The 20,645-nt window shown below is 69.8% G+C and carries 18 protein-coding genes and 1 pseudogene; 4 read left to right on the top strand and 15 right to left on the bottom strand.

What is annotated here, in order from left to right; translation table 11 throughout:
* Positions 1-34 precede the first annotated feature (34 nt).
* Entirely contained in the window at positions 35-1,024 is a 990-nt protein-coding gene (locus V6D91_RS04590) for a CHAD domain-containing protein (protein ID WP_347318182.1), read from the top strand.
* A gap of 7 nt (positions 1,025-1,031) precedes the next feature.
* Here V6D91_RS04590 and V6D91_RS04585 read toward each other — a convergent pair whose 3' ends face one another.
* The 10 genes and pseudogenes from V6D91_RS04585 to V6D91_RS04540 form a co-directional block, all read right to left on the bottom strand.
* Positions 1,032-3,614 (bottom strand): EAL domain-containing protein, encoded by a 2,583-nt coding sequence (locus tag V6D91_RS04585; protein ID WP_347318180.1) that lies wholly within the window; start codon positions 3,612-3,614, stop codon positions 1,032-1,034.
* A 60-nt stretch (positions 3,615-3,674) separates the two neighbouring features.
* Positions 3,675-4,940, bottom strand: a complete 1,266-nt coding sequence (locus V6D91_RS04580) for a hypothetical protein (protein ID WP_347318179.1) — start codon at positions 4,938-4,940, stop codon at positions 3,675-3,677.
* Positions 4,934-6,655 carry a VWA domain-containing protein gene (locus tag V6D91_RS04575; protein WP_347318177.1) on the bottom strand — a complete coding sequence of 574 codons (1,722 nt, stop codon included), beginning with the start codon at positions 6,653-6,655 and terminating at the stop codon, positions 4,934-4,936. The genes V6D91_RS04580 and V6D91_RS04575 overlap by 7 nt, the downstream gene beginning before the upstream one ends.
* Positions 6,652-7,614 carry a VWA domain-containing protein gene (locus tag V6D91_RS04570; RefSeq protein WP_347318176.1) on the bottom strand — a complete coding sequence of 321 codons (963 nt, stop codon included), beginning with the start codon at positions 7,612-7,614 and terminating at the stop codon, positions 6,652-6,654. The genes V6D91_RS04575 and V6D91_RS04570 overlap by 4 nt, the downstream gene beginning before the upstream one ends.
* On the bottom strand, positions 7,611-8,132 hold the full coding sequence (locus V6D91_RS04565; RefSeq protein WP_347318174.1) for a hypothetical protein: 522 nt from the start codon (positions 8,130-8,132) through the stop codon (positions 7,611-7,613). The genes V6D91_RS04570 and V6D91_RS04565 overlap by 4 nt, the downstream gene beginning before the upstream one ends.
* Positions 8,132-9,079: a DUF58 domain-containing protein gene (locus V6D91_RS04560; RefSeq protein WP_347318172.1), complete on the bottom strand. Its 948-nt coding sequence runs from the start codon at positions 9,077-9,079 to the stop codon at positions 8,132-8,134. The genes V6D91_RS04565 and V6D91_RS04560 overlap by 1 nt, the downstream gene beginning before the upstream one ends.
* Positions 9,060-10,016 (bottom strand): AAA family ATPase, encoded by a 957-nt coding sequence (locus V6D91_RS04555; RefSeq protein WP_347318170.1) that lies wholly within the window; start codon positions 10,014-10,016, stop codon positions 9,060-9,062. The genes V6D91_RS04560 and V6D91_RS04555 overlap by 20 nt, the downstream gene beginning before the upstream one ends.
* A gap of 7 nt (positions 10,017-10,023) precedes the next feature.
* A pseudogene (locus V6D91_RS04550) lies at positions 10,024-10,684 on the bottom strand (metalloregulator ArsR/SmtB family transcription factor).
* 33 nt (positions 10,685-10,717) lie between these two features.
* Entirely contained in the window at positions 10,718-11,881 is a 1,164-nt protein-coding gene (locus tag V6D91_RS04545; RefSeq protein WP_347318168.1) for a YeeE/YedE family protein, read from the bottom strand.
* Between the two features lie 19 nt (positions 11,882-11,900).
* Entirely contained in the window at positions 11,901-12,650 is a 750-nt protein-coding gene (locus tag V6D91_RS04540) for an MBL fold metallo-hydrolase (protein ID WP_347318166.1), read from the bottom strand.
* A gap of 122 nt (positions 12,651-12,772) precedes the next feature.
* Between V6D91_RS04540 and V6D91_RS04535 the strand changes: the two genes are divergently transcribed.
* Positions 12,773-14,002, top strand: a complete 1,230-nt coding sequence (locus V6D91_RS04535) for an MFS transporter (RefSeq protein WP_347318165.1) — start codon at positions 12,773-12,775, stop codon at positions 14,000-14,002.
* Between the two features lie 269 nt (positions 14,003-14,271).
* Here V6D91_RS04535 and V6D91_RS04530 read toward each other — a convergent pair whose 3' ends face one another.
* On the bottom strand, positions 14,272-15,036 hold the full coding sequence (locus V6D91_RS04530; RefSeq protein ID WP_347318164.1) for a sulfite exporter TauE/SafE family protein: 765 nt from the start codon (positions 15,034-15,036) through the stop codon (positions 14,272-14,274).
* A gap of 56 nt (positions 15,037-15,092) precedes the next feature.
* Between V6D91_RS04530 and V6D91_RS04525 the strand changes: the two genes are divergently transcribed.
* A complete protein-coding gene (locus tag V6D91_RS04525; RefSeq protein ID WP_347318162.1) occupies positions 15,093-15,704 on the top strand; it encodes a DUF4124 domain-containing protein in 612 nt (203 codons plus the stop codon).
* Here the strand turns inward: V6D91_RS04525 and argB are convergent.
* Genes argB through coaBC form a run of 4 tightly spaced genes read right to left on the bottom strand, consistent with a single transcriptional unit; the run spans position 15,694 to position 19,626 of the window.
* A complete protein-coding gene (gene argB / locus V6D91_RS04520) occupies positions 15,694-16,581 on the bottom strand; it encodes an acetylglutamate kinase (RefSeq protein ID WP_347318160.1) in 888 nt (295 codons plus the stop codon). The two genes, V6D91_RS04525 and argB, sit on opposite strands and share 11 nt — an antisense overlap.
* Positions 16,582-16,593: 12 nt before the next feature.
* A complete protein-coding gene (locus V6D91_RS04515) occupies positions 16,594-17,967 on the bottom strand; it encodes a phosphomannomutase/phosphoglucomutase (protein WP_347318159.1) in 1,374 nt (457 codons plus the stop codon).
* A gap of 8 nt (positions 17,968-17,975) precedes the next feature.
* Positions 17,976-18,431 (bottom strand): dUTP diphosphatase, encoded by a 456-nt coding sequence (dut, locus tag V6D91_RS04510; RefSeq protein ID WP_347318158.1) that lies wholly within the window; start codon positions 18,429-18,431, stop codon positions 17,976-17,978.
* Complete coding sequence (coaBC, locus tag V6D91_RS04505; protein WP_347318157.1) at positions 18,424-19,626, bottom strand: bifunctional phosphopantothenoylcysteine decarboxylase/phosphopantothenate--cysteine ligase CoaBC; 1,203 nt, start codon at positions 19,624-19,626, stop codon at positions 18,424-18,426. Before coaBC ends, dut begins: the two co-directional genes overlap by 8 nt.
* 84 nt (positions 19,627-19,710) lie before the next feature.
* Here coaBC and radC point away from each other — a divergent pair, with 84 nt between their 5' ends.
* Positions 19,711-20,385, top strand: a complete 675-nt coding sequence (gene radC, locus V6D91_RS04500; RefSeq protein WP_347318156.1) for a DNA repair protein RadC — start codon at positions 19,711-19,713, stop codon at positions 20,383-20,385.
* Positions 20,386-20,645: the final 260 nt, after the last annotated feature.

Raw genomic sequence — 20,645 nt, 5'->3', positions numbered from 1 at the left:
CCCCTGAAGTCCAGGCGGGCTATGCTCGAACGATATGTCGCGAACCACTCCCGAGGTGGATATGCTGACCCTCGACGATCTCCAGCGCCCCGTGGCCGATGTGTGTCTGACCATCCTGCACCAGCGTTTGCAGGAGGTCCTGACCCAGGGGGCGTTGCTGCGCAAGACCCCTTCCGCCGAAGAGGCCCTGCACGATACGCGCGTGGCGGTGCGGCGCGCCCGCGTCTGGCTCAAACTCTGCGCACCTCTCGTCGATATTCCCCGCAAGGCGCGCCGTGCCCTGCGCAGTTTCGCGCGCGAGAGCGGGCCTGTGCGTGACCTGGAGGTGCAGGAGGCCTGGCTGGCCGGTGTGCAGCTCCGCGGGCGTGAGCGTCATGGCTGGCAGGCCCTGCGCGAGCGGCTGGCGGGCGAACATGCGGCCCACCGGGCGGCCCTGTTGGACACCCTGCCGGAGATGCTGGAGGGGGCGCAGCGTGCGTTGGAGCGCATGCGCCCGCTCGAGGGGGCGGACAGGGAGTCGTTCGGTGCCTGGATGGCGGAACGCTGGATGGACGCCGCCACGCCCTATCTTGCCGACATGCACCACCTGCCCGAGGGATTGCACCCCTTGCGCCTGGTTGGCAAGCAGCTGCGTTACATGCTGGAGCCGCTGGCGACGGCCTTGGAGGCGAAGGACGTGCTGCGCCACCTGCGCCAGGGGCAGGATGCGCTGGGACGGGTGAACGATGCCGGCGTCCTCGCCGCTGCGCTACCGGCCCATGCGGCGGCCCTGCTGGCCAGACGGTTCGAGGAGGACATCCACTACGCCCTCGAGCAGGGCGAGGCCCCGCGCTGGCAACGCCCCGCGATCTGGCCGGGCCTGCGCGCGGTCAGCCAGGCCCTGCTCGACGAGCGCGGCGAAGCGCTCGCCGCGGTCCATGGCTGGCGTCTGAGCGCGGGTGACGCCTTGGCCGAGGGCTTGCCGCGGATCGGAGTGCAACTGGCGGGATCGTCCGCCTTCGACGGCTTCGGCAACCCCCGCTGAGCGCCCCTCAATCCGCTGGATGAGCCTGCGGCCTCTTGCTCATCAGGAAGCGGCTTTCGAAATCGGCAGCGGGCAGCGCCTTGCCGAACAGCCAGCCCTGCATGACATCGCACTCCCGCAGCGACAGCCAGGCGCGCTGGGCCTCCGTTTCCACCCCTTCCGCCACGACCCGCAGACCGAGGGCATGCGCCATGGACATGATGGCGTTGACGATGGCGGTGTTGTCCGGGTCGTCCGGTAGTGCGCGGGTAAAGGTCTGGTCGATCTTGAGACGGTCGACCTGGAAGGTCTTCAGATAGGCTAGCGACGAGTAGCCGGTGCCGAAATCGTCCACCGCGATCGCCACGCCGAGTGCTGCCAGTTCCCGCAGGGCGCTGGCGGCTTCCTGCGGCGCCTCCATGATCATGCTCTCGGTGATCTCCAGCTCCAGCCGTGCGGCAGGCCAGCCGGTCTCCTCCAGAACCTGGCGCACCTGTTCGACGAAGTCGTGCTGACGGAACTGGCGGGCGGAGACGTTGATGGCCATGCTGCCCAGCGTCAGGCCCTCGTCCAGCCACTGGCGTGCCTGCCGGCAGGCCTCGCGCAGCACCCAGGCGCCCATCGGCACGATCAGGCCGTTTTCCTCGGCCAGCGGAATGAAACGATGAGGCATGACCAGCTGGCCCTCGTTGCGCCAGCGCAGCAGGGCCTCTGCACCCACCAGCTGGCCATCGGCGCGGACCTGGGGCTGGTAGTGCAGCTCGAGGCCCGTGTGCAGGCCGGTGGCCATGGCCTGCGGCGAGGCCGTCTGGGTGATGGCGATGGCCCGGCGCAGTTGCGTCTCCAGGGTCAGCCGCTCCTGGGCCTCGCGATCCATCTCGCGCGAGAAGAAATGGAAGGTGTTACGCCCTGTGGCCTTGGCCTGGTAGAGCGCAAGGTCGGCATTGCGCAGCAGGGTTTCGCCTGCCTGGGCATCGTCGGGGTAGAGGGTGATGCCGATGCTGGCGCCGATGTACACGTCCTGCTCGCCGAGCCGGAAGGGCTGCCCGAGGGCGTTGAGGAGGTCTTCCGCCATCCGCGAGGCATCGGCCCCGCTTTCCAGTCCCGCGCGCAGGATGACGAATTCGTCGCCACCCAGGCGGGCCAGCGTATCATCCTCGCGCAGCACACTGCTCAGGCGTTCGCTGACCTGTTTCAACAGCAGGTCGCCCTGCTGGTGGCCGAGGCTGTCGTTAATCCTCTTGAAGTAGTCGAGGTCGAGGAACATGACCGCGAATGGGGTGCCGCTACGCTGGGCATACAGCCGGGCCTGCTCCATGCGGTCGAGCAGCAGCACGCGGTTAGGCAGGTCGGTGAGGGCATCATGCATCGCCTGGTGGACGAGCTGGCTTTCGAGGCGCTTGCGTTCGGTGACGTCTCGCATGATGCACATGGCCGCGAGGTCATCGGCATCGGAGTGTTCCAGCGGCACCAGCTCGACCTCCATGGGGAAGTGGCTGCCCTCCCGCCGCTTCCCAGTCAGTTCGGTGCCCTTATCGACCGTCAGCGTGTGCAACGACCGCAGGGGCACATGGTCGTCGTGCAGCCGTGGCGAGCCCTCCTGCCCATCCCAGGCGATGAGGCTGTCGAGGGGGCGCCCGAGCAACTCTCCGTCGGCATGCCCGAACATGCGCGTGATGCTCGGGTTGGCCTTGCGGATCCTGTGATCGGCATCGAGCAGCAGGATGCCGTCCGGCGAGGTCTCGAACAGCTGCCGGTAACGCGCCTGGCTCTCTGCCAGCGTGCGTTCGGAGTCGGCCATGCGCTGGTAGGGCAGCTGCACGCCATGCACGAACAGGGCCTGGTAGACCAGCAGGAAGGCGGTGATCCGGTAGAAATGGCCGAGCAGGGCGACCCAGTCGCTGACGCCGCTGTAGAGCGTGAAGGCCAGTTCGCCGATCGACAGGATCAGGGCCGCCCAGGCCAGCAGGGTGGAGGCGGTCCGTTCCTCGGCGGAGGTGTCGCGCCAGGCACGCAACACCAGCAGCAGGGTCGCCCCGGCAAAGGCGATGGCGATGAGGTATTCACCCAGGACCTTGGCGGAGGTGAGGCCACTGCCCGCCACCCACCACACCGGCAGCCAGTCGGGCCGGAGGAACTCCAGCCCCAGCATCAGGCCGCTCGCGACCAGCGTAAGGGTGCCGCTCAGCCTGATCAGGTTGCGTGCATTCCCCACAGCGGAGGGCAGCAGGGCCGCGGCGAGCAGGGCGGCGGCCGTCATGGCCTGGGTGGGCATCCAGAAGCTCAGGGAACGCTGCAGGCCGGAGTGTTCGTCGACGCCGGGCATGCCGGGAAAGGTCAGGAAGTGCGCCATGTTGAGCATGGCGATCCCGGCCCCGCGGGTACTCCAGGCGAGCATGAAGATCATGACCGAGAGGGCGACCGTGAGCCCCTCCAGCACCGCGTGGGCCTGTGTGTAGGTGACGAAGGGCATGGCGCCGGCGCTCGTCTGCCCCAGCACGACCAGCGGCAGCAACAGGATCACCGCGCCGATCAGGAACCTGTTGGTGGCCGCTGCCGGGTTGGCCGGGATGGCCAGCACGGCGGGTAGGCGGAGGACGGTGGATTTCATCGCTTCAAATCATCCCGTGACTACCGCGGATGGACGGCCTCGTCTCTCAACGGGGATCCTTCAGGGGGGTGGAGATAGTGTGATGCTAGATCGCGCGCCATGAAATGGCCAGCAGCCCGTCCTGTGTGCGCCGGCGGCGGCCTGCAGCAAGGCTTGCCTGAGGGTGCGGAAATCGGCTTCGCCCAAGGGGTGGTTGCCATAGCAGGCCGCGTCCAGGCGCTGGACCCGTGCCTGCGTCTGGGCATCGACCAGCATTTCGGCCCCCCCTCGCCAGGCCCTGCGCAGGGCCGCGGGGGTGTCGGCTTCACGCAGTGAGCGCAGCCATGCCCGTCGTGCGAGCCAGCGTCGTCCGCAGCGTTGCAGGGGGATGACCAGGACGGCCAGCAGCATTGCGCCCGCGAACCACGGTAACCAGGGGCGCAGTGCCAGCCACAGCGGGTGTTGTACGCGCAGCTCGGTCGCGGGCAGCGAGGTCAGGCGAACCATGCCGTCGGTCGGGTCGATATAGGGTAGGCGGATCTGCGGCAGGCGCACCTGGCCGCTGTCGCGCGCCTCCAGCGTCAGCTGCATCTCGACCCGCTGGCGCAGGGGCTGGGTTGGGTCGATGCCGTCCCGCAGCTTGATGTCCGGTGGGTAGACACGCAGGCTGCCAGTATCGCGCAGGGCCTCCTTGAGCCAGCGTTCGATGCCGCGCGCGCTCAGCCCCTGGCCCTCGATGGCGAGGCTCCAGGTGAAGGGGCGGCCCCTCGGCACGGCCTCGGGCAGGGGGGCGGCCGTGAGCTGCAGGGGGCTGACCGGGATATCGACCGGCAGCAGCGGGTCGAGCGGGCGGGCGGTAAGCTCGAGCTGCGGCGGGGTCAGGGGCAGGCGCTTGCCGCCGGTGACGCGGGCCTCGACGGTGGGCGGCTGGAGCGGAAGCACGCCGGGATAGAGCGGCATGACCGCCCACAGGTGGCGGTGGCGGATGCGCACCCCTTCAGGCGTCTGCAGGCGCTCCTGACGGCTGCCGAGCGGGCGGACGATCACCCCCGGCGGGGTCCAGGGGGCGATGATCTGCTCGACGATGCTGCGGTCGTCCAGCACCTCGACGGTGAGCAGGACCTCCTCGCGCAGCCAGGGGGTCGGGTTGGCGAGGTGGGCGTCGATGCCAAGCTCGGCGTGAGCCTGGGGGCCGAGCATGAGCAGCAGGGCCAGAAGGATGGCGGTGAGGGGGGGGGGCCGGACTCCTGCGCCTATCGCCGCGGCACGCGGCTCCCACAGCCCAAAGCAGGTTCGGTGGGCGCGGCGTGTCGCCGCGATGGAGGCGTTCGGTACGCGTTTCACCATGGCAGCCCCTCGCTCACCCGCCCGGGCGTCTCGCTGCGCATCATCGCGCGCCACAGGGGGGCGGGCGCGTCGCGCAGCAGTTCCATCTTCTTCTCTGCGGCCTGGCGGTCGGCCTCCGTCAGGGTAAGTAAGCCGGTCGCCTTGCCTGTCGGCTTGCCACCACCCGGGCCGCCGGCAGAGAGGTCGCCGCCGGAAGCGGCCTCCTCGGTGGGAAAGTCGGCGGTGACGTCCTCGTCGTAGCGCGCGTAGTCGGTCGGCCGGCGGCCGGGGGGGCTCTCCGGGCGGGATCGCTGCATCGACCGCTCCTCGGCCTGCTGGCGGGCGAGCCACAGGTTGGCCTGTGCTGCCTCATCGTTGGGGCGCAGGCGCAGCACGGACTCATAGGCGGCCACCGCGCGCTCCGGGTGGCCGGCCTTCAGCTCGGCGTTGCCCAGGTTGTAGAGGGCGTCGGCGCGGGTCGTGTCATCCGGGGCCAGCAGCCAGGCGGTGGTGAAACTCTGGGCGGCGTGGTCGAAGTCGCCGCGCCGGTAGGCGGCCGCGCCCTCGCCAAGGCGCGCCTGGGCCCCCGGCTGGTGGGCGTAGAGCAGCTGGGCCTGGACGAAGTCGCCGCGGGCCCAGGCCGCGTAGGCGGCGGCAAGTGCTGGGTCGGCCCAGGCGTCCGTGGGGCCGCTGAGCAGGCCGCCGAGCAGGAGGGTGGGCAGCAAGGCCGCAAGGCCCGGCCTGCGTAGAGCGGGGGCATAGGCCAGCAGAAGCAGGATGAGGCCCGCCAGCAGCGGGATAAGGAACAACTCGCGCCAGGCGCGTGCGGCGCCGGGGTCGGGATGGCTGGGCAGGGCCCGCAGGCCGGCCGCAAGCGAGTGCAGATCACCGTCGCCGTCCGCAACCCTCACGAACTGGCCGCCGGTTCGTTCGGCCATCTCCGCAAGCCGCATCGCATCCATCCGGCTGACCCAGGCCTCGCCATCGACCATGCGGACACCGCCGGCACCGTCCGGGATGGGGGCCCCTTCTTCGCTCCCCACACCGAGGATGAACAGGGGGAGGTCGGCCTCGCGTAAGGCTTCCACCGCCGCCAGCAGGGCATTGCCCCGCAGGGCCTCGGCCTCGCCGTCGGTGACCAGCAGGATGGCCCGGCCGTGGCGCGCATCGCCCTCACCGAGGGCGCGCCGGGCGACCTCGAGGGCGGTGGCGAGTTCGGTGCCGGGGGCATCCTCCAGCATCGTAAGACCCTGCTCCAGGCCAAAGCGGAAGACCCCGGCATCCCGGGTCGGAGGGATGACCAGTCCGGCGGTGCCGGCAAACACCGCAAGGCCGAGCGACTCGCCGGAAAGCTGCTCGGGAAGCATAGACAGCTTCAGCCCGGCGCGGGCAAGGCGCGAGGGGGCGATGTCGGTCGCCTGCATGGAGGCGGAGACATCGAGCAGGACCAGGACCCGCACGTCACTCCGGGCGGGTACGGCCGCCCCCGCCTGCTCCACCGGCAGCCGTGGACCGGCCAGCGCGAGGGTCAGCATGAGCCAGGCGAGCGCGTGCACAAGCGCACGGCCGTGACCGGCTCGGGCCTGATCCGTGAGCGCCCAGGGCCGCAGGGTGGGGTCGGCATAGTCCAGCAGGCGGGCGCGGCGCATAAGGCCCGCCAGCCAAAGCAGGAGCGGGACGAGCAGCAGGCCAAAGGCCCAGGGCCAGTGCCACTGGATGCTCAGCAGGGTACTCATGCCGCCCTCCCCGTGCGCAGTTCGCGCCACTGGCCCAGGGTGAGCAGGAGCAGGGCCAGACCGAGAGGAAGGGGATACCACTCGAGCTTCACCCGCTCCGTGGGGGGCGGGCGGGTGGTCGCCTCGCGCCGGTCGATCTCGGCCAGGATGCGGGCCAGGCTGTCGGCATCCCCGGCCCGGTAGGCCGCACCCCCGGTGAGTTCGCTCATCTCCGCGAGGGTCGGCTCCCGAAGCCCGCCCGCATCGGTGGTCGGCAGGGCAGGCTCCGGCGTGACGGCGACGGTGTACAGGCGCAGCCCCAAGGCTTGGGCATAGGCCAGCGCCTCGCGCGGGCGCAGGATGCCGCCGGTGTTGTCGCCGTCGGTGAACAGCACGATGACCGGGGGCGGGGTGCGGCCCTCGACCTGCCGCAGCGCCACCCCCAGCCCCTCGCCGATGGCCGTGGCCGCGCCCGTGCTGCCTGGGGTGAGGCGGGCAAGCTGGGCCGCGACCACGGCGCGATCGTGCGTGAGCGGCACGAGGGTGGCGGCCGCGTCGCTGAACACGATGAGCCCTAGGCGGTCCTGCAGGCGGGCGTCGATGAAGCTCCTTGCCGCCTCTTTGAGCACCGCCATGCGCGGCACGGTCTTGCCGTCCAGCGTCATGTCGTGGATGGACATGCTGGGCGAGGCGTCGATCACAAGCAGGATGTCGCGGCCCTCGCCCGCCGGTGGCAGCCAGCCCCCTTCGCTCTGCGGCCGGGCGGCGGCGAGCACCAGCAGGGCCAGCACCAGCGGCAGCCAGCGCCGCACGGCGGGCGCGGTGCGCGCGGTGCCGAGCCCCAGGCGGGCGAGGGCGGGGTGGCGCAACAGCACCGGGGCGCGGCTGAAGGCTGCGGGGGCGGCGGCACGGAAGCGCCAGCCCAGCCCCAGGACGACGGGCAGCAGGAGCAGCAGCCAAGGATGGGCGAAGGCGATCATGGGTGCAGGCCCGCCTGTTCGCCCTCTCCCCCGGGGGGAGAGGGTTGGGGTGAGGGGGCCGGTGTGACGCCGGCCACGCGCTCATCACCCCCTCCCCAGCCCTCCCCCCTCGAGGGGGAGGGTGAAAAGACCGCGTTGAGTCGAGGCTGGAGTGCGGCCAGTGGGGTGGCATGGGCGCCAAAGCGTGCCGCATGCAGGCCCTCGACCAGGGCGTGCCAGGCCTGGGCGTCGATGGCGGCGGGCGGCCGCCCGGGGTGGAGGTGGGCCAGGCCAAAGTGGCGGCGAATCAGGCCCTCGACCCGATCCAGCCTGCCTGCGCGCAGGGCGCGCCGGGTCAGGGCGAGGCGCAGGGCTGCCCGCAGGCGGTGGCGCAGGAGCCCGAGGGCGAGCGCAAGGAGTACGAGCAGGCCCGCCAGCAGGGCAAGCAGCACAGGGTGGGACAGTCCGCCCTGTGCCATGAGGCCCGTCAGTCCACCGCTCACCGGGGCGGGGGGGATGATGTCGTGCATCCCTTCCATCAGGCGCCTCCAGCCAGGCGGGTGGCGATCACGGCGAGCTCCTCATCCGCACCCACGGGCAGCAGACGCGCGCGCAGGCGGCCGGCCAGGGCCTCCAGATGTTTGAGGCGGGTGGCGCGTGCCTCGGCATAGGCCGTGCGCAGCGCGTGGGATGCGGTATCCAGCTCGACCGTGCCTGCAGCCGTTTGCAGGTGCACCCGGCCAAGTGGGGGCAAGGCGCGCTCGCTGGCATCCTCGATCGGACAGAGGGTCAGCTCCGCGCGTGCGGCCAGGCGCTCCAGCAGGGCCTCATCCTCGCGGGTGAGGCCGAGGCAGTCGGAGATCAGCCACAGCCGCGCCCCGTGCGGCAGGGTGAGTTCCAGCTCGGCGAGGACCTCGCTCCAGCGGCTTGGGGCGGTGTCCTGGGGCGGGGGGCAGGCGGTGCGCAGGGCCTCAAGGGCCGCGTGCAGCGGCGCACGCCCGCTGCGCGGGGGCTGGGTGGTGTAGGCGTCGCCATCCAGCAGGGTCAGCGCCAGCGCATCCAGCGCCCGCCCCGCGCCGCCCAGGACCAGGGCCGCGAGCCGCGCCGCCTGGGCGGCCTTGAGCCGCGCACGGGTACCGAAGCGCATGCTCGGTCCGCGGTCGAGCACCACCCAGGTCACGGCCTGACGGGTCTCGGCATAGACACGCACGAAGGGCTTCTGCAGACGTGCGCTGACCCGCCAGTCGATCCGCCGCACATCATCGCCCGGCTGATACGGGCGCAGGTCGGAAAAGTCGAGGCCGGGGCCCTGGTAGGGCGAGGCCTGTTCGCCGCGCTGCAGCCGGGGACTCAGACGGACCGGCTCGGGTAGGCTGGTCGTCAGGGCAGCGATCTCGGCCAGCGTCGCATCGTCAAGCAGGGGGGCGTGGAGGTCGCCCCGCGCCTGATGCCGATGCAGCCAGCGCTCAAGGGGTGGGAAGCGCATCGCAGAGCTTGGCGATCAGGGTGTCGCGGTTGAGGCGTGCGAGCTGGCCGGCCGGGCTGAGCAGCAGGCGGTGGCGCAGGGCATCCGGGGCGATGTCGAGCAGATCCTCCGGGGTGACGAAATCGCGCCCGCGCAGGAAGGCGAGCGCCTGCGCGGCTTGGGCGAGGGCGAGCGAGGCGCGCGGCGAGGCGCCACAGTCGATCATGCCGGCCGCTTCGGGCACGAGCTCGGCCAGACGGCGGGTGGCGGCCACCAGGCGCACGATCCAGGCCTCGAGCTCGGGGGCCACGTGGACCTGCTCGACCTGGCGGCGGGCCGCAAGCACCCAGGCGACGTCGATCCGCGGCGCCGCAGGGCGGGCGGCCTGCCCTGCGGCACGATGGCGACGCAGGATCTCGAGCTCCTCCGCCTCGCTGGGGTAGTCCAGCACCACGTGCAGCAGGAAGCGGTCGAGCTGGGCCTCCGGCAAGGGGTAGGTGCCGGCCTGCTCCAGCGGGTTCTGGGTCGCCATCACCATGAACAGCTCGGGCAGCTTGTGGGAGACACCACCGATGGTGACCTGGTGCTCCTGCATGGCCTCCAGGAGGGCGGCCTGGACCTTGGCCGGGGCGCGGTTGATCTCGTCCGCGAGCACGATCTCGTGGAACAGGGGACCTGGGCGGAAGCTGAACTGGTGGCTGTCCGGATCATAGACCTCGGCCCCGGTGAGGTCGGAGGGCAAGAGGTCCGGGGTGAACTGGATGCGCTGGAAACTCGCGTGCACCCCCTCGGCCAGGGTCTTGATGGCGGTGGTCTTGGCCAGGCCCGGCAGGCCCTCGACCAAAAGGTGACCACCGGTCAAAAGGCTGATCAGGAGGCGGTCGAGCAGCGCACTCTGGCCGACGATGACGCTGGCAAGGTAGGCGCGCAGCTGCTGGAGCGGGGTCGTGTCGTTCATGGTCGTCTCACTGTGGACCGGCTTCAGTCGGAAGGCCGGCGAGTTTCCATTCGGGGTAGCCCTGCTCCAGCCGCCGCGCCTTGAAACCCTGCTGCCGCAGGCGGGCGACGGCCTCGAAGGAGAGCACGCAGTAGGGGCCGCGGCAGTAGGCGATCACCTCGCGGTCGCGCGGCAGGCGATCCAGCTGCTTCTCGAGCTCCGCCAGGGTGAGGTTGATCGCACCGGGCAGATGACCGGCCTCGAACTCCTCAGGCGGGCGCACATCCAGCACCGTGACAAGGCCCAGGCGGGAGCGTTCGAGCAGTTCGGCGGCCTGCACCGGCTCCAGGCTGTCGCGCGCGGTGAGCACCTTGGCGACCATCTCGCGCACCTCGGACAGGCGGCGCTCCGCGACCGTGCGCAGCACGTCCAGCAGTTGTACCACGTCCTCGCCTGCGAGCGAGTAGAGGATGTGCTTGCCCTCCCGGCGCGCTCACCAGCCCCGCCTGGCGCATCTGCTGCAGGTGCTGGGAGGTGTTGGCCACGCTCAGGCCGCTGACCTTGGCCAGCTGCTCGACGCTGCGCTCGCCCTGGGCAAGGTATTCCAAAAGCTCGAGCCGGCGCCCGTTGGAGAGCGCCTTGCCAAGGCGGGCGAACTGGTCGTTGAGGTCCTGCTTGAAGCCGCTCATGCTCGTTCAATTGATTATTTGAGTCTGACGATTCTAGCCGTTCCCTGGCGCCGGGCAATCCTGAGCGGGGGTGGACGCTTCGCAGCCGACCGGGGCGCGCTGGCCAAGCAGGGATTCGAGCTTCAGTGCACTCCACGCCCCGGCCAGGATCGCGGCGAGTCCCACGAACGAGCCGAGCGCAAGGGTGGCGATGCCGCTTAGGCCATGGCCGACGGTGCAGCCCATGGCTAGCACGCTGCCGACCCCGACCAGCACCGCACCGCCCAGGGTCCGTGCCCATTCGCGCGGCGCGCCGAACCGCTGCACGGCGAACTCGCGGCGCACGACGGCGCTTAGCAGGGCACCGAGTAGTACGCCCGCTACCGCGACCACGCCGAAGGTGATGGCGGAAGTCGCGGTCGGCTGGCCGAGGTAGTGCACCACGTCGCCGAGTGGCGCGGCGAAGGTGAAGGACTGGATGCCGAGCCCCTCGGGTGGGGTCTCCATCATCTCCGCGGTCTCCAAGGCCTTCTGGCCCAGCGGGCCACCCGTCAGCCAGTACGCGGCCGCGACGGTCGCGCCGATCAGGACGCCGCCCAGCCAGATCGCACTCCGGCGCGCCGCGGAGGGGGGCAGTGAACGTGCCGCAAGGGCGAGGAAGGCGAGGCCGACGGCGAGAGCTAGGGCCAGGGCGAGGCCCGCCCCGCCGCCGAGCAGGCTGGCGAGGTCCTGATGGGCGATGCCGAACGGGGTCAGGTTGAGTGACAGTCCGCCGACCCAGGGCAAGAACCACTTGGCATAGAGGGATGTACGGGTCATGGCGTAGGCGGTGACCGCCATCACCACCAGCACCGGTAGGGACTGCAGGTTGCCCTGTCCGAGCTTGACCAGGTTGCGCACCGGGCAGCCGCGCGCCAGCACCATGCCCACGCCGAACAGGAAGCCTCCGATGGCATAGCGGCCCCAGGCGAACTCCGGGCTGCGGTAGGGGGGCTTGGTGTCGTTCAGGTCGATGCCCGCCAGGGCTTGCAGCAAGCCGGTGCCGATGACTGCCACGCCGATGGCGATGAAATAGGCGGCCAGGCGACCGTGCTCGCCCCGGAACATCCAATCGCTCAGCCCACTCGGCACGCAGACGCGGGAGAACTGCGCGGCGGCGCCAAACACCAGGGCCAGGCCGAGGACAGCCAGCAGCAGGATCATCGTCGGTTCCATCATGTCGCTCTCTGTGGCGTGCTCAGGCCGGGATCTCGGCCGCGATGTTGGCGGCGATGATGTCGCGCATGCCCTCGGGCTCGGGCAGGGCGAGGGCGGTCTCGAGGATGGCCTCGACGAAGGCTTCCCGGTTGCGGATCAGGCCTTTGTTGTAACGCTTCTCGAAGGCCAGGGTGGAAACCGGCTTGCCGCTGATACCGCCACCGCACACGCTGCCCGCCTGCGCACCCGGCAGGATCTCGAGGTGGTCCGGCAGGCTTAGCAGCTTGCCGAACAGCGAGTCGTACAGCTTTTCCGCCATCTCCCGTTCGCGGCCCTTGAGGTCGGGGCGGCCGACCGCGCCGACGAAGAGGGTGTGGCCGGTCACCAGGAACCAAGGCTCGTCGCAGCGTGAGCGGTCGGTCACCAGCAGGGTGATGCTGTCCTCGGTGTGGCCCGGGGTGTGCAGCACCTGCACGCTGACGTTGCCCGCCTCCAGCACCTGGCCGTCGCGCAGCCCCATGAAGTCCCAGGGCACCACACCGGTGTTGCTCTCGTGCAGGGCGTAGTGTGCGCCGGCGAGCTGCGCGAGCCTGCGGCCGCCGGAGACATGGTCGGCGTGGATGTGGGTGTCGATGACGTAGCGGATATCGACATTTTTCTCGCGCGCCATGGCGAGGAAGGCCTCCTCGTCGCCCGCGTGCACATCGACAGCGATCGCCGCGCGCTTGCCGGTACAGCCGAACAGGTAGGCCAGGGAAGACAGGGGGCTGGGATGCTGGACCAGGAACATGGTGGGCTCCTTCTGTGGGAATGGGCGGCGTTCAAGATGCGCATTCATTCAATCAATCAATTGATTGACATGTCAACAGCCGCTAGGATGTTTCCCATCGACATCCACACGAGAAGCTCTCCATGGACATCCTGCACGGCATCCGCGCCAACCTCGCCCAGTTCACGCTCCAACTGCTGCAGGTGTTCTTCGTCGGCGCGACGATCGGTATGACCCGCACCGTGTTGCCGGTGCTGGCGGAGTCGGACTTTGGCCTGGCCAAGGGCTCCTTCCTCGCCCTGACGTCGTTCGTGGTGGTGTTCGGGCTGGCGAAGGCCCTGCTCAACCTGTTCGCGGGGCGGCTGTCCGACCGCTGGGGGCGCAGACCTGTGTTGATCGCGGGCTGGCTCGCCGCGTTGCCGGTGCCGTTCCTGGTCCTGTACGCGCCGGGCTGGGGCTGGATTGTCGCCGCGACCGTGCTGCTTGGCGTCAACCAGGGCTTGTGCTGGTCGATGGCGCTCAACAGCAAACTCGACCTCGCACGCGCCGAGCAGCGCGGGCTGGTCAACGGGCTGAACGAGTTCTCGGGGTATGCGGGGGTTGCTCTGGCGGGCCTGTTTACCGCCGCCCTGGCGGAGCTGTACGGCGCGCGGGAGGGACTGTTCTGGTTTGGCACGCTGACCGTGTTGGTCGCCCTGGCGCTCGGGCTGTGGGGGGTGCGCGAGACCCGTCCCTGGGCCCTCGCTCATCAGAGGGTTCACCCGAAGGGAGGAACACCCGCGCCCATGTCGCTGCGCCCACTGTTCTGGCCGGCGACCTGGCACGATGTGCGTTTGCGCGCCTTGCACCAGGCGGGGCTGGTGGAGAAGTTCACTGATGCCATCGTCTGGCTGTTCTTCCCGGTGTTCTTTGTCACACGGGGGGCGAGCCTGGTCGAGGCTGGCGGACTGGTCGCGGTCTACGGCCTGGTGTGGGGCGCGGGGCAGCTGGTCACGGGCCCTTTGTCCGACCGCATCGGGCGCAAGGGCCTGATCGTGTGGGGGATGGGGTTGTGCGGGGTGGGGGTGATCGCGACGGGGCTGACCGCCTCCCCCCTGCTGTGGGCGCTGGAGGCCGCCGTCATTGGCGCCGGCATGGCGATGCTCTACCCCACCCTGGGGGCGGCGGTGGCCGATCTGGCCGAACCGGCTCAGCGCGCCTCTATCCTCGGCATCTATCGCTTCTGGCGCGATCTCGGCTATGCCATCGGCGGCCTTGCCCTGGGCCTTACGGCGCAGTGGAGCGGCGGTCTGGGCGCGCCGTTCTGGCTGGTCGGCGTGGCCATGCTGCTGTCTGGGGGCTATGTCGCGTTACGCTTTGTTCCCAGCCGCTGAGGGGCGATCCACAGCCGGGTGTGCTTTTTTCGGGGGCGGTGAATTATCCCCAACGGTTGTGGATAACTCGGTGGATGAATCGTGGGTGTTCCTTCCGGGGGCGCATGGCGATGTGGTTGCTGCTGAGTTGGTCAGCATTTAACCACATTGCGCGCCCCCTTTAAAATCAATGGGTTAGCTTGTGTGCGTGATCGTGCGTGAGTCGCGTGACAGCAAATCAATGACTTACGCGGTCCTGCACCTGATTTGTGCATAACTCCTTGCATCCGTCATGCGATTGTGCCTCCGATCAGGGCAAGGCCCGTGGCGATGGTGACCCCCTCGAAGGCCCGCTTGATGAAGCGGTTGCCCTTGATGATGGAGAAGTGCGCGCCGAGGTAGCCGCCCATCAGCGATCCGACGAACAGGGCAGGCAGCCAGTCCCAGCGGATCTCGCCAAGCCAGCCCAGGGTCAGCGCCCCCGCGCCGTTCCAGAACAGGCCGACCAGCACCAGGGTGTAGGCCACTGCGCGCTTGTAGTCGAGGCCGAACCAGCGCACCAGCCACAGGGTGACCAACAGGCCGGTGCCCGAGGTGAGCGAGCCGTTGAGTAGCCCGATGGCAAACAGCACCGCACCGCCGATGAGGAAACCGTGCAGGTCGCGGTGGCGCGGGGCATGGTCCTGCCCAAGTCCAGGATTGCGCCAGGAATAGACCCCCATGGCGATGGTCATCAGCCCCAAGGCGATGCGTGCCGGCGTCTCCGGCACGGTGAGGATCAGGCTGGAGCCTGCCACCACCCCCGGCAGGCCGCAGGCGAGGATGAACAGGGTAAAGCGTCGATCCAGCGTGTTCTGGCGGGCATGGCGCAGCGTGGCGCCCACGCCGAGGGCCACGCTCGCCACCTTGTGCGTCGCCAGGGCGACGCCGAACGGCAGGCCGAGGAAGATCAGCGCCGGCAGCTGCAGCAGCCCCGCCCCGCCACCCGCCAGGGCGGAGAGCAGATTGGCGGCTAATGCCACAGTCAATAAAAGGAGATGATCGAGCCATTCCATCGTGGGCCTCTTCGTGCTTAACTCTTCAGGAGCATTCGCTGGGCCAGGGAGGAGACATGATGTTGCTGGGCGCGGTGATCATGGGTGGGTTCCTGGCGCTGGGGGCGTCGGGCGTGGATGCGGCTGAGCTTTACCGCTGGAAGGAGGCAGGAGGAGCGGTGGTGTATGCCGACACCCTGCCGCCGGACAAGGTGCGCGATGGACACGCGGTGCTCAACCCGCAGGGGCGCGAAGTGCGCCTTCTCGCCCCCGAGCCGACGCCCGAGGAGCGCGAGGCCCTGCGCCGTGAGGAGGCTCAGCGCGAGGCCCTGCGGCGCGAGGCGCAGAAGCAGGCCGAGCGGGATGCCATGTTGCTCAAGCTCTATGCCAGCGAGGCCTCCATCCTCGAGGCCCGGGATGCACGGCTGGCGGCGCTGGATGCCCAGCGCGAGGTGCTGGAGCGTCAGTTGGATGATCAGCGTGCCCGCCTTGCCATGCTGGAGGGCCGCGAACCCGGCCATGCGGAGATCCCCGAGCTGAAGCGCCGCATCGAGGAGGGGGGGCAGGCGATCGAGCGCCTGCAGCAGGAGCGCCGACGTACGGTCGACGCCTTTGCCCAGGACCTTGCGCGTTGGCGCGCCCTCAAGCTCGTCTCCAGCAGCGCGCCCCGCTCCCGGCTCAACCCCTGATCAGGGTGCCCACGCCCTTGTCGGTCAACAGCTCCAGCAGCACCGCGTGCGGCACGCGGCCGTCGATGATCTGCACCGTCTTCACCCCGCCGCGCACGGCGTCCAGGGCGAACTCGATCTTCGGCAGCATGCCGCCGTAGATGGTGCCGTCCTCGATCAGCCCGTCCACGTCCTTTGCGGTCAGGCCGGTCAAAAGCTTGCCCTGCTTGTCGAGCACGCCCGGGGTGTTGGTCAGCAGCAGCAGCTTTTCGGCCTTCAGCACCTGGGCCAGCTTGCCGGCCACCACGTCGGCGTTGATGTTGTAGGCCGCGCCGTCCTCACCCACGCCCACCGGCGCGATCACGGGGATGAAGTCGGAGCGGTCCAGGGCCTCGACGATGGCCGGGTCGATGCGGTCCACCTCACCCACGTGGCCAAGGTCGATGATCTCCGGCTCGGCCATCTCCGGTGTCTGGTGGGTCATGTGCAGCTTCTTGGCCCGCACCAGGCCCGCGTCGCGCCCGGTGAGCCCCACCGCGCGTCCGCCGTGGCGGTTGATCAAGGCGACGATGTCCTTGTTCACCAGGCCGCCGAGCACCATCTGCACCACGTCCATGGTCTCGCGGTCGGTGACCCGCATGCCCTGGATGAACTCGCCCTTCTTGCCGAGCTTTTCCAGCACCTGGTTGATCTGCGGCCCACCGCCGTGCACCACCACCGGGTTGAGGCCCACCTGCTTGAGCAGCACGATGTCCTGCGCGAAGGCGTTCTGCAGCGCCTCGTCCACCATGGCGTTGCCGCCGAACTTGATGACCACGGTCTTGTCGTGCAGGCGCTGGATGTAGGGCAGGGCTTCAACGAGGACGTTGGCGGTATTCAGGGCGGTCTGGTTGTCCATGGTGGGCTCGCTTCAGAACGGGGTGGAGAGGCGCGGGGCCGAGTCGGGCCAAGCCTGGCTCAGGCGCGATTTTAACCGGGCGAGGGCCGCTTCGTCCTCGCCCTCGATGCGCAGCGTGAGCAGCGGCTGGGTATTGGAGGCGCGTACGAGGATGAAGCCATCAAAGGATTCCAGCCGAAGCCCGTCGATACGCAGCAGCCGTTCGCCGGGGCGGGGCAGGCGGGCAGCCAGCGTTTCGAGCAGGGCTGGAAGGTCCAGATCGGCAGGGCGTGGGATCAGCAGCTCGGGCGTGGCGTGGGCACGCGGCAGGGTGTCAAACAGCGCCGTGGGCGATTCGGGGTGCGCGGCTAAGAGCCGCAGCAGCCGCACCGCGGCATCCAGGCCGTCGTCATAGCCGTTGTCGGCGAAGAACAGGTGGCCGGACAGCTCGCCGCCCAGGAGCGCGCCGGCGCGCCGCAGCGCGGCACGCATGTTCGCGTGGCCGCTTGGGACGATCTCGACCGAGCCGCCGGCGGCCTCGATGGCGCGGCGGCTGGCGTGCGAACCCTTCACGTCGAGCAGGACGGTGGCGCCGGGCTGGTGTTCGAGGATGGCTTTGGCGAACAGGACCAGCAACCGGTCGGGGGCGATGACCTCGCCGCGCCCGTCCATGACCACCAGGCGGTCGCCATCACCGTCCAGGGCGAGGCCGAGGTCCAGCCGCTGCTCCACCACCGTGCGCGCCAGCAGGGTGAGGTTTTCCGCCCGCGAGGGGTCGGGTGGGCCATCGGGAAAGCGGCCGTCCACGGTGCAGCGGAGGGCCGCGACCTCGACGCCGAGGCGTCGGAGTGCGTGGAGGGCCAGAGGGCCGGCGGCCCCGTGCATGGCGTCCAGGCCGACCCGCAAGGGGCGGGGCAGCGGCTGATGGATCTGGAGGTGGTCGAGGTAGGCGGGGGTGGGGTCGGGCTTGTGATGACGGCCGGGTGGGGCGTCATCGGGCGCATCGCGCCGGGCCTCTTCAACGATGGCGGCGAGTGCCTGCCCGAACACCACCTCGCCGCCCAGGACCAGCTTCAGCCCGTTCCAGTCCGCGGGGTTGTGGCTGGCGGTGACGATGGCGACACCGTCGGCGTCAAGGTGGCGCTCGGAGAAATAGGCCAGGGGGGTGGGCGCGAGGCCGAGGTCGAGCACGTCGACCCCGCCCGCGAGCAACCCGTCGAGCAAGGCCCGGGCAAGATCCGGGCTGCTCAGGCGGCCGTCATGCGCCACGACCAGCGACCGACGTCCCTCCGCACGCATGTGGCGGGCGAGGGTGCGGCCCAGGCGGAAGAAGTCGTCGGTCGAGAAGTCGATGCCGACCCGCCCGCGCAGGTCGTAGGCGTGGCGAAGGCGGGTGGGATCGAGCATCGCTCGGCTCAGCCGCGGCCGGTGGAGCCGAAGCCCCCGACCCCCCGGTCCGTGGCCTGAAATGCGTCGACCACTTCGAAGTGGGCCTGCACCACAGGCACGAACACCAGCTGCGCCATGCGCTCGCCGATGGCGATGGTGAAGGGGGTCGGGCCACGGTTCCACACCGAGACGAACAGCTGGCCCTGGTAGTCGGAGTCGATCAGGCCGACCAGGTTGCCGAGCACGATGCCGTGCTTGTGGCCGAGCCCCGAGCGCGGGAGGATCACGGCGGCAAGGCCCGGATCGCCAATGTGGATGGCGATGCCGGTCGGCACGAGCTCCGTCTGGCCGGGGGCGAGGGTGAGCGGGGCGTCGATGCAGGCGCGCAGGTCGAGGCCGGCGGAGCCGGCGGTGGCGTACTCAGGCAGGGGAATGTCCGTGCCTATGCGCGGGTCGAGGATCTTGAGCTGGATGTTATGCACGGGGGGTGATTCGCTGGTCGATGAGTTCGATGAGCTGGCGTGCGAGCTGGCGCTTGTCTGCCTGGGGCAGCTCGGCCTGGCCGCCGGCCCAGAGTACGGTGAGGGCGTTGTCCGGCTGGTCGAAGGCGAGGCCTTCCCCGACGCGGTTGGCGGCGATCAGGTCGAGGCGCTTGCGCACGAGCTTGTCGCGCGCGTGCTCGAGGACATGCTCGGTTTCAGCGGCGAAGCCGACCACGAAGGGGCGATCGAGGCGGGCGGCGACTTCGCTGAGGATGTCGGGGTTTTTCACCAGGGTGAGGTTGAGCTGGTCAGCGGTCTTCTTGATCTTTCCGGGGGCGGGCTCGAGCGGACGGTAGTCGGCCACCGCCGCGGTGCCGATGAAGATGTCGCAGGGCATCTGTGTCATCACCGCATCGCGCATCTGCAGGGCCGTCTCCACGTCGATGCGCGTCACGCCCTCAGGAGTGGGCAAGGCGGTGGGGCCGCTGACCAGCACGACCTCGGCGCCGGCATCCCGCGCCGCCTCAGCCAGGGCGAAGCCCATGCGCCCGGAGCTGCGGTTGGAGAGAAAGCGTACCGGGTCGAGCGCCTCGCGCGTGGGGCCGGCCGTGATCACGACCCGTCGGCCCGCCCACGGCCGATTCTGTTCCGGGGCCAGATGGCGCGAGAGCAGGGCAACCAACTCCAGCGGCTCCAGCATCCTCCCCTCGCCGGTCTCGCCGCAGGCCTGCGTTCCTGCGGCCGGGCCGAAGAGCGTGGTACCGCGCGCAGCGAGGGTCTGCACATTGGCCTGGGTGGCCGGGTGGGCCCACATCACCCGGTTCATGGCCGGGGCGAGGAACAACGGGACCTCGGTGGCGAGGCACAGGGTGGTTAAAAGGTCGTCCGCCAGGCCGGCCGCGAGGCGCGCCATCACATCCGCGCTGGCCGGGGCGATGAGGATGGCGTCCGCCCAGCGGGCAAGCTCGATATGGCCCATGGCCGCCTCGGCCGTCTCATCCCACAAGGACGCGCGCACCGGATGGCCGGAGAGGGCCTGCAGGGTGAGCGGGGTGAGGAAATGGGTCGCGCCTTCGGTCATCACCACGCGCACCTCGGCGCCCGCGTCCCGCAGACGGCGGACGAGGTCGCAGGCCTTGTAGGCGGCGATGCCGCCGGAGAGGCCGAGCAGGATGTGCTTGCCGGAAAGGTTCATGTTGGCAGTTTATCCTGCCGTGCGGCTTTTGGGGCAGAGGTGGCCTACACTCGTGCCCGTCGGCCAAGGACAAGGAGTACAGGCATGGCGATCACGGACTGGCCCGAGGACGAGCGTCCGCGGGAGAAGTTGCTCAAGCATGGTCCGGCCACGCTGTCGGATGCGGAGCTGTTGGCGATCTTCCTGCGCACGGGCGTGGCGGGGAAGTCCGCCGTGGACCTGGCGCGTGAGCTGCTGGCGAGCTTCGGGGGCTTGCGGCCGCTGCTCAACGCCTCGCGCACGGAATTCTGCGCCGGGGTTGGGCTGGGCGATGCCAAGTACGCCCAGCTGCAGGCGGTGCTGGAGATGGCACGCCGCCACCTGCGCGAATCGCTCGTGCGCGGCGACGCCTTCAGCTCGCCCGGGGCGGTGCGAGGCTACCTCGCCGCCCGCCTGCGCGATCAGCCACGCGAGGTCTTCCTTGTCCTTTTCCTCGATGCCCGCCACCGCCTGATCGCCGCCGAGGAGCTGTTCCTCGGTACCCTCGGCGAGGCCGCCGTGCACCCGCGCGAGGTGGTACGCCGTGCCCTGCAGCACAATGCGGCGGCCCTGATCGTGGCCCACAATCACCCCTCCGGGGTGGCGGAGCCGAGTCGCGCAGACGAGCTCATCACCCTGCGCCTGAAGGAGGCGCTGGGATTGGTCGACGTGCGCCTGCTTGACCATTTCGTCATCGGCGATGGCGAGCCGGTGTCATTGGCCGAGCGGGGGGTGATTTGATGTCTCATCGCTGTGGGAGCGGCGCCCCCAGGCTGTTTCAAAAGGGCTGTCCTGCCCTTTTGAAACTCGCCTGGTCCTCCTCTCACGCCCTTCCGGCATCCATGCCGGAAGCCCCTGCGGGGTTCGGCCTTCGAGAACGTCGCGGTACACGCCCGCGACGGACTCCGAGCGTCAATCACTTGCTGTGATTGACGCTCGGGCGAGCCATCCTTGGCTCGCATTCCCAGGCTGTTTCAAAGAGTTTTGAAACGACCTGGAGG

Origin of the sequence: Thiofaba sp. EF100 (assembly GCF_039822285.1) — a bacterium.
GTDB lineage: Bacteria > Pseudomonadota > Gammaproteobacteria > Halothiobacillales > Halothiobacillaceae > Thiofaba.
This window is presented reverse-complemented; position numbering and strand designations above follow the sequence as displayed.

Bases quoted from the DNA above. Each gene is read 5' to 3' on its own strand.
- V6D91_RS04590 (WP_347318182.1), top strand. From the start codon at position 35: ATGTCGCGAACCACTCCCGAGGTGGATATGCTGACCCTCGACGATCTC.
- V6D91_RS04585 (WP_347318180.1), bottom strand. From the start codon at position 3,614: ATGAAATCCACCGTCCTCCGCCTACCCGCCGTGCTGGCCATCCCGGCC.
- V6D91_RS04580 (WP_347318179.1), bottom strand. From the start codon at position 4,940: ATGGTGAAACGCGTACCGAACGCCTCCATCGCGGCGACACGCCGCGCC.
- V6D91_RS04575 (WP_347318177.1), bottom strand. From the start codon at position 6,655: ATGAGTACCCTGCTGAGCATCCAGTGGCACTGGCCCTGGGCCTTTGGC.
- V6D91_RS04570 (WP_347318176.1), bottom strand. From the start codon at position 7,614: ATGATCGCCTTCGCCCATCCTTGGCTGCTGCTCCTGCTGCCCGTCGTC.
- V6D91_RS04565 (WP_347318174.1), bottom strand. From the start codon at position 8,132: ATGGAAGGGATGCACGACATCATCCCCCCCGCCCCGGTGAGCGGTGGA.
- V6D91_RS04560 (WP_347318172.1), bottom strand. From the start codon at position 9,079: ATGCGCTTCCCACCCCTTGAGCGCTGGCTGCATCGGCATCAGGCGCGG.
- V6D91_RS04555 (WP_347318170.1), bottom strand. From the start codon at position 10,016: ATGAACGACACGACCCCGCTCCAGCAGCTGCGCGCCTACCTTGCCAGC.
- V6D91_RS04545 (WP_347318168.1), bottom strand. From the start codon at position 11,881: ATGATGGAACCGACGATGATCCTGCTGCTGGCTGTCCTCGGCCTGGCC.
- V6D91_RS04540 (WP_347318166.1), bottom strand. From the start codon at position 12,650: ATGTTCCTGGTCCAGCATCCCAGCCCCCTGTCTTCCCTGGCCTACCTG.
- V6D91_RS04535 (WP_347318165.1), top strand. From the start codon at position 12,773: ATGGACATCCTGCACGGCATCCGCGCCAACCTCGCCCAGTTCACGCTC.
- V6D91_RS04530 (WP_347318164.1), bottom strand. From the start codon at position 15,036: ATGGAATGGCTCGATCATCTCCTTTTATTGACTGTGGCATTAGCCGCC.
- V6D91_RS04525 (WP_347318162.1), top strand. From the start codon at position 15,093: ATGATGTTGCTGGGCGCGGTGATCATGGGTGGGTTCCTGGCGCTGGGG.
- argB (WP_347318160.1), bottom strand. From the start codon at position 16,581: ATGGACAACCAGACCGCCCTGAATACCGCCAACGTCCTCGTTGAAGCC.
- V6D91_RS04515 (WP_347318159.1), bottom strand. From the start codon at position 17,967: ATGCTCGATCCCACCCGCCTTCGCCACGCCTACGACCTGCGCGGGCGG.
- coaBC (WP_347318157.1), bottom strand. From the start codon at position 19,626: ATGAACCTTTCCGGCAAGCACATCCTGCTCGGCCTCTCCGGCGGCATC.
- radC (WP_347318156.1), top strand. From the start codon at position 19,711: ATGGCGATCACGGACTGGCCCGAGGACGAGCGTCCGCGGGAGAAGTTG.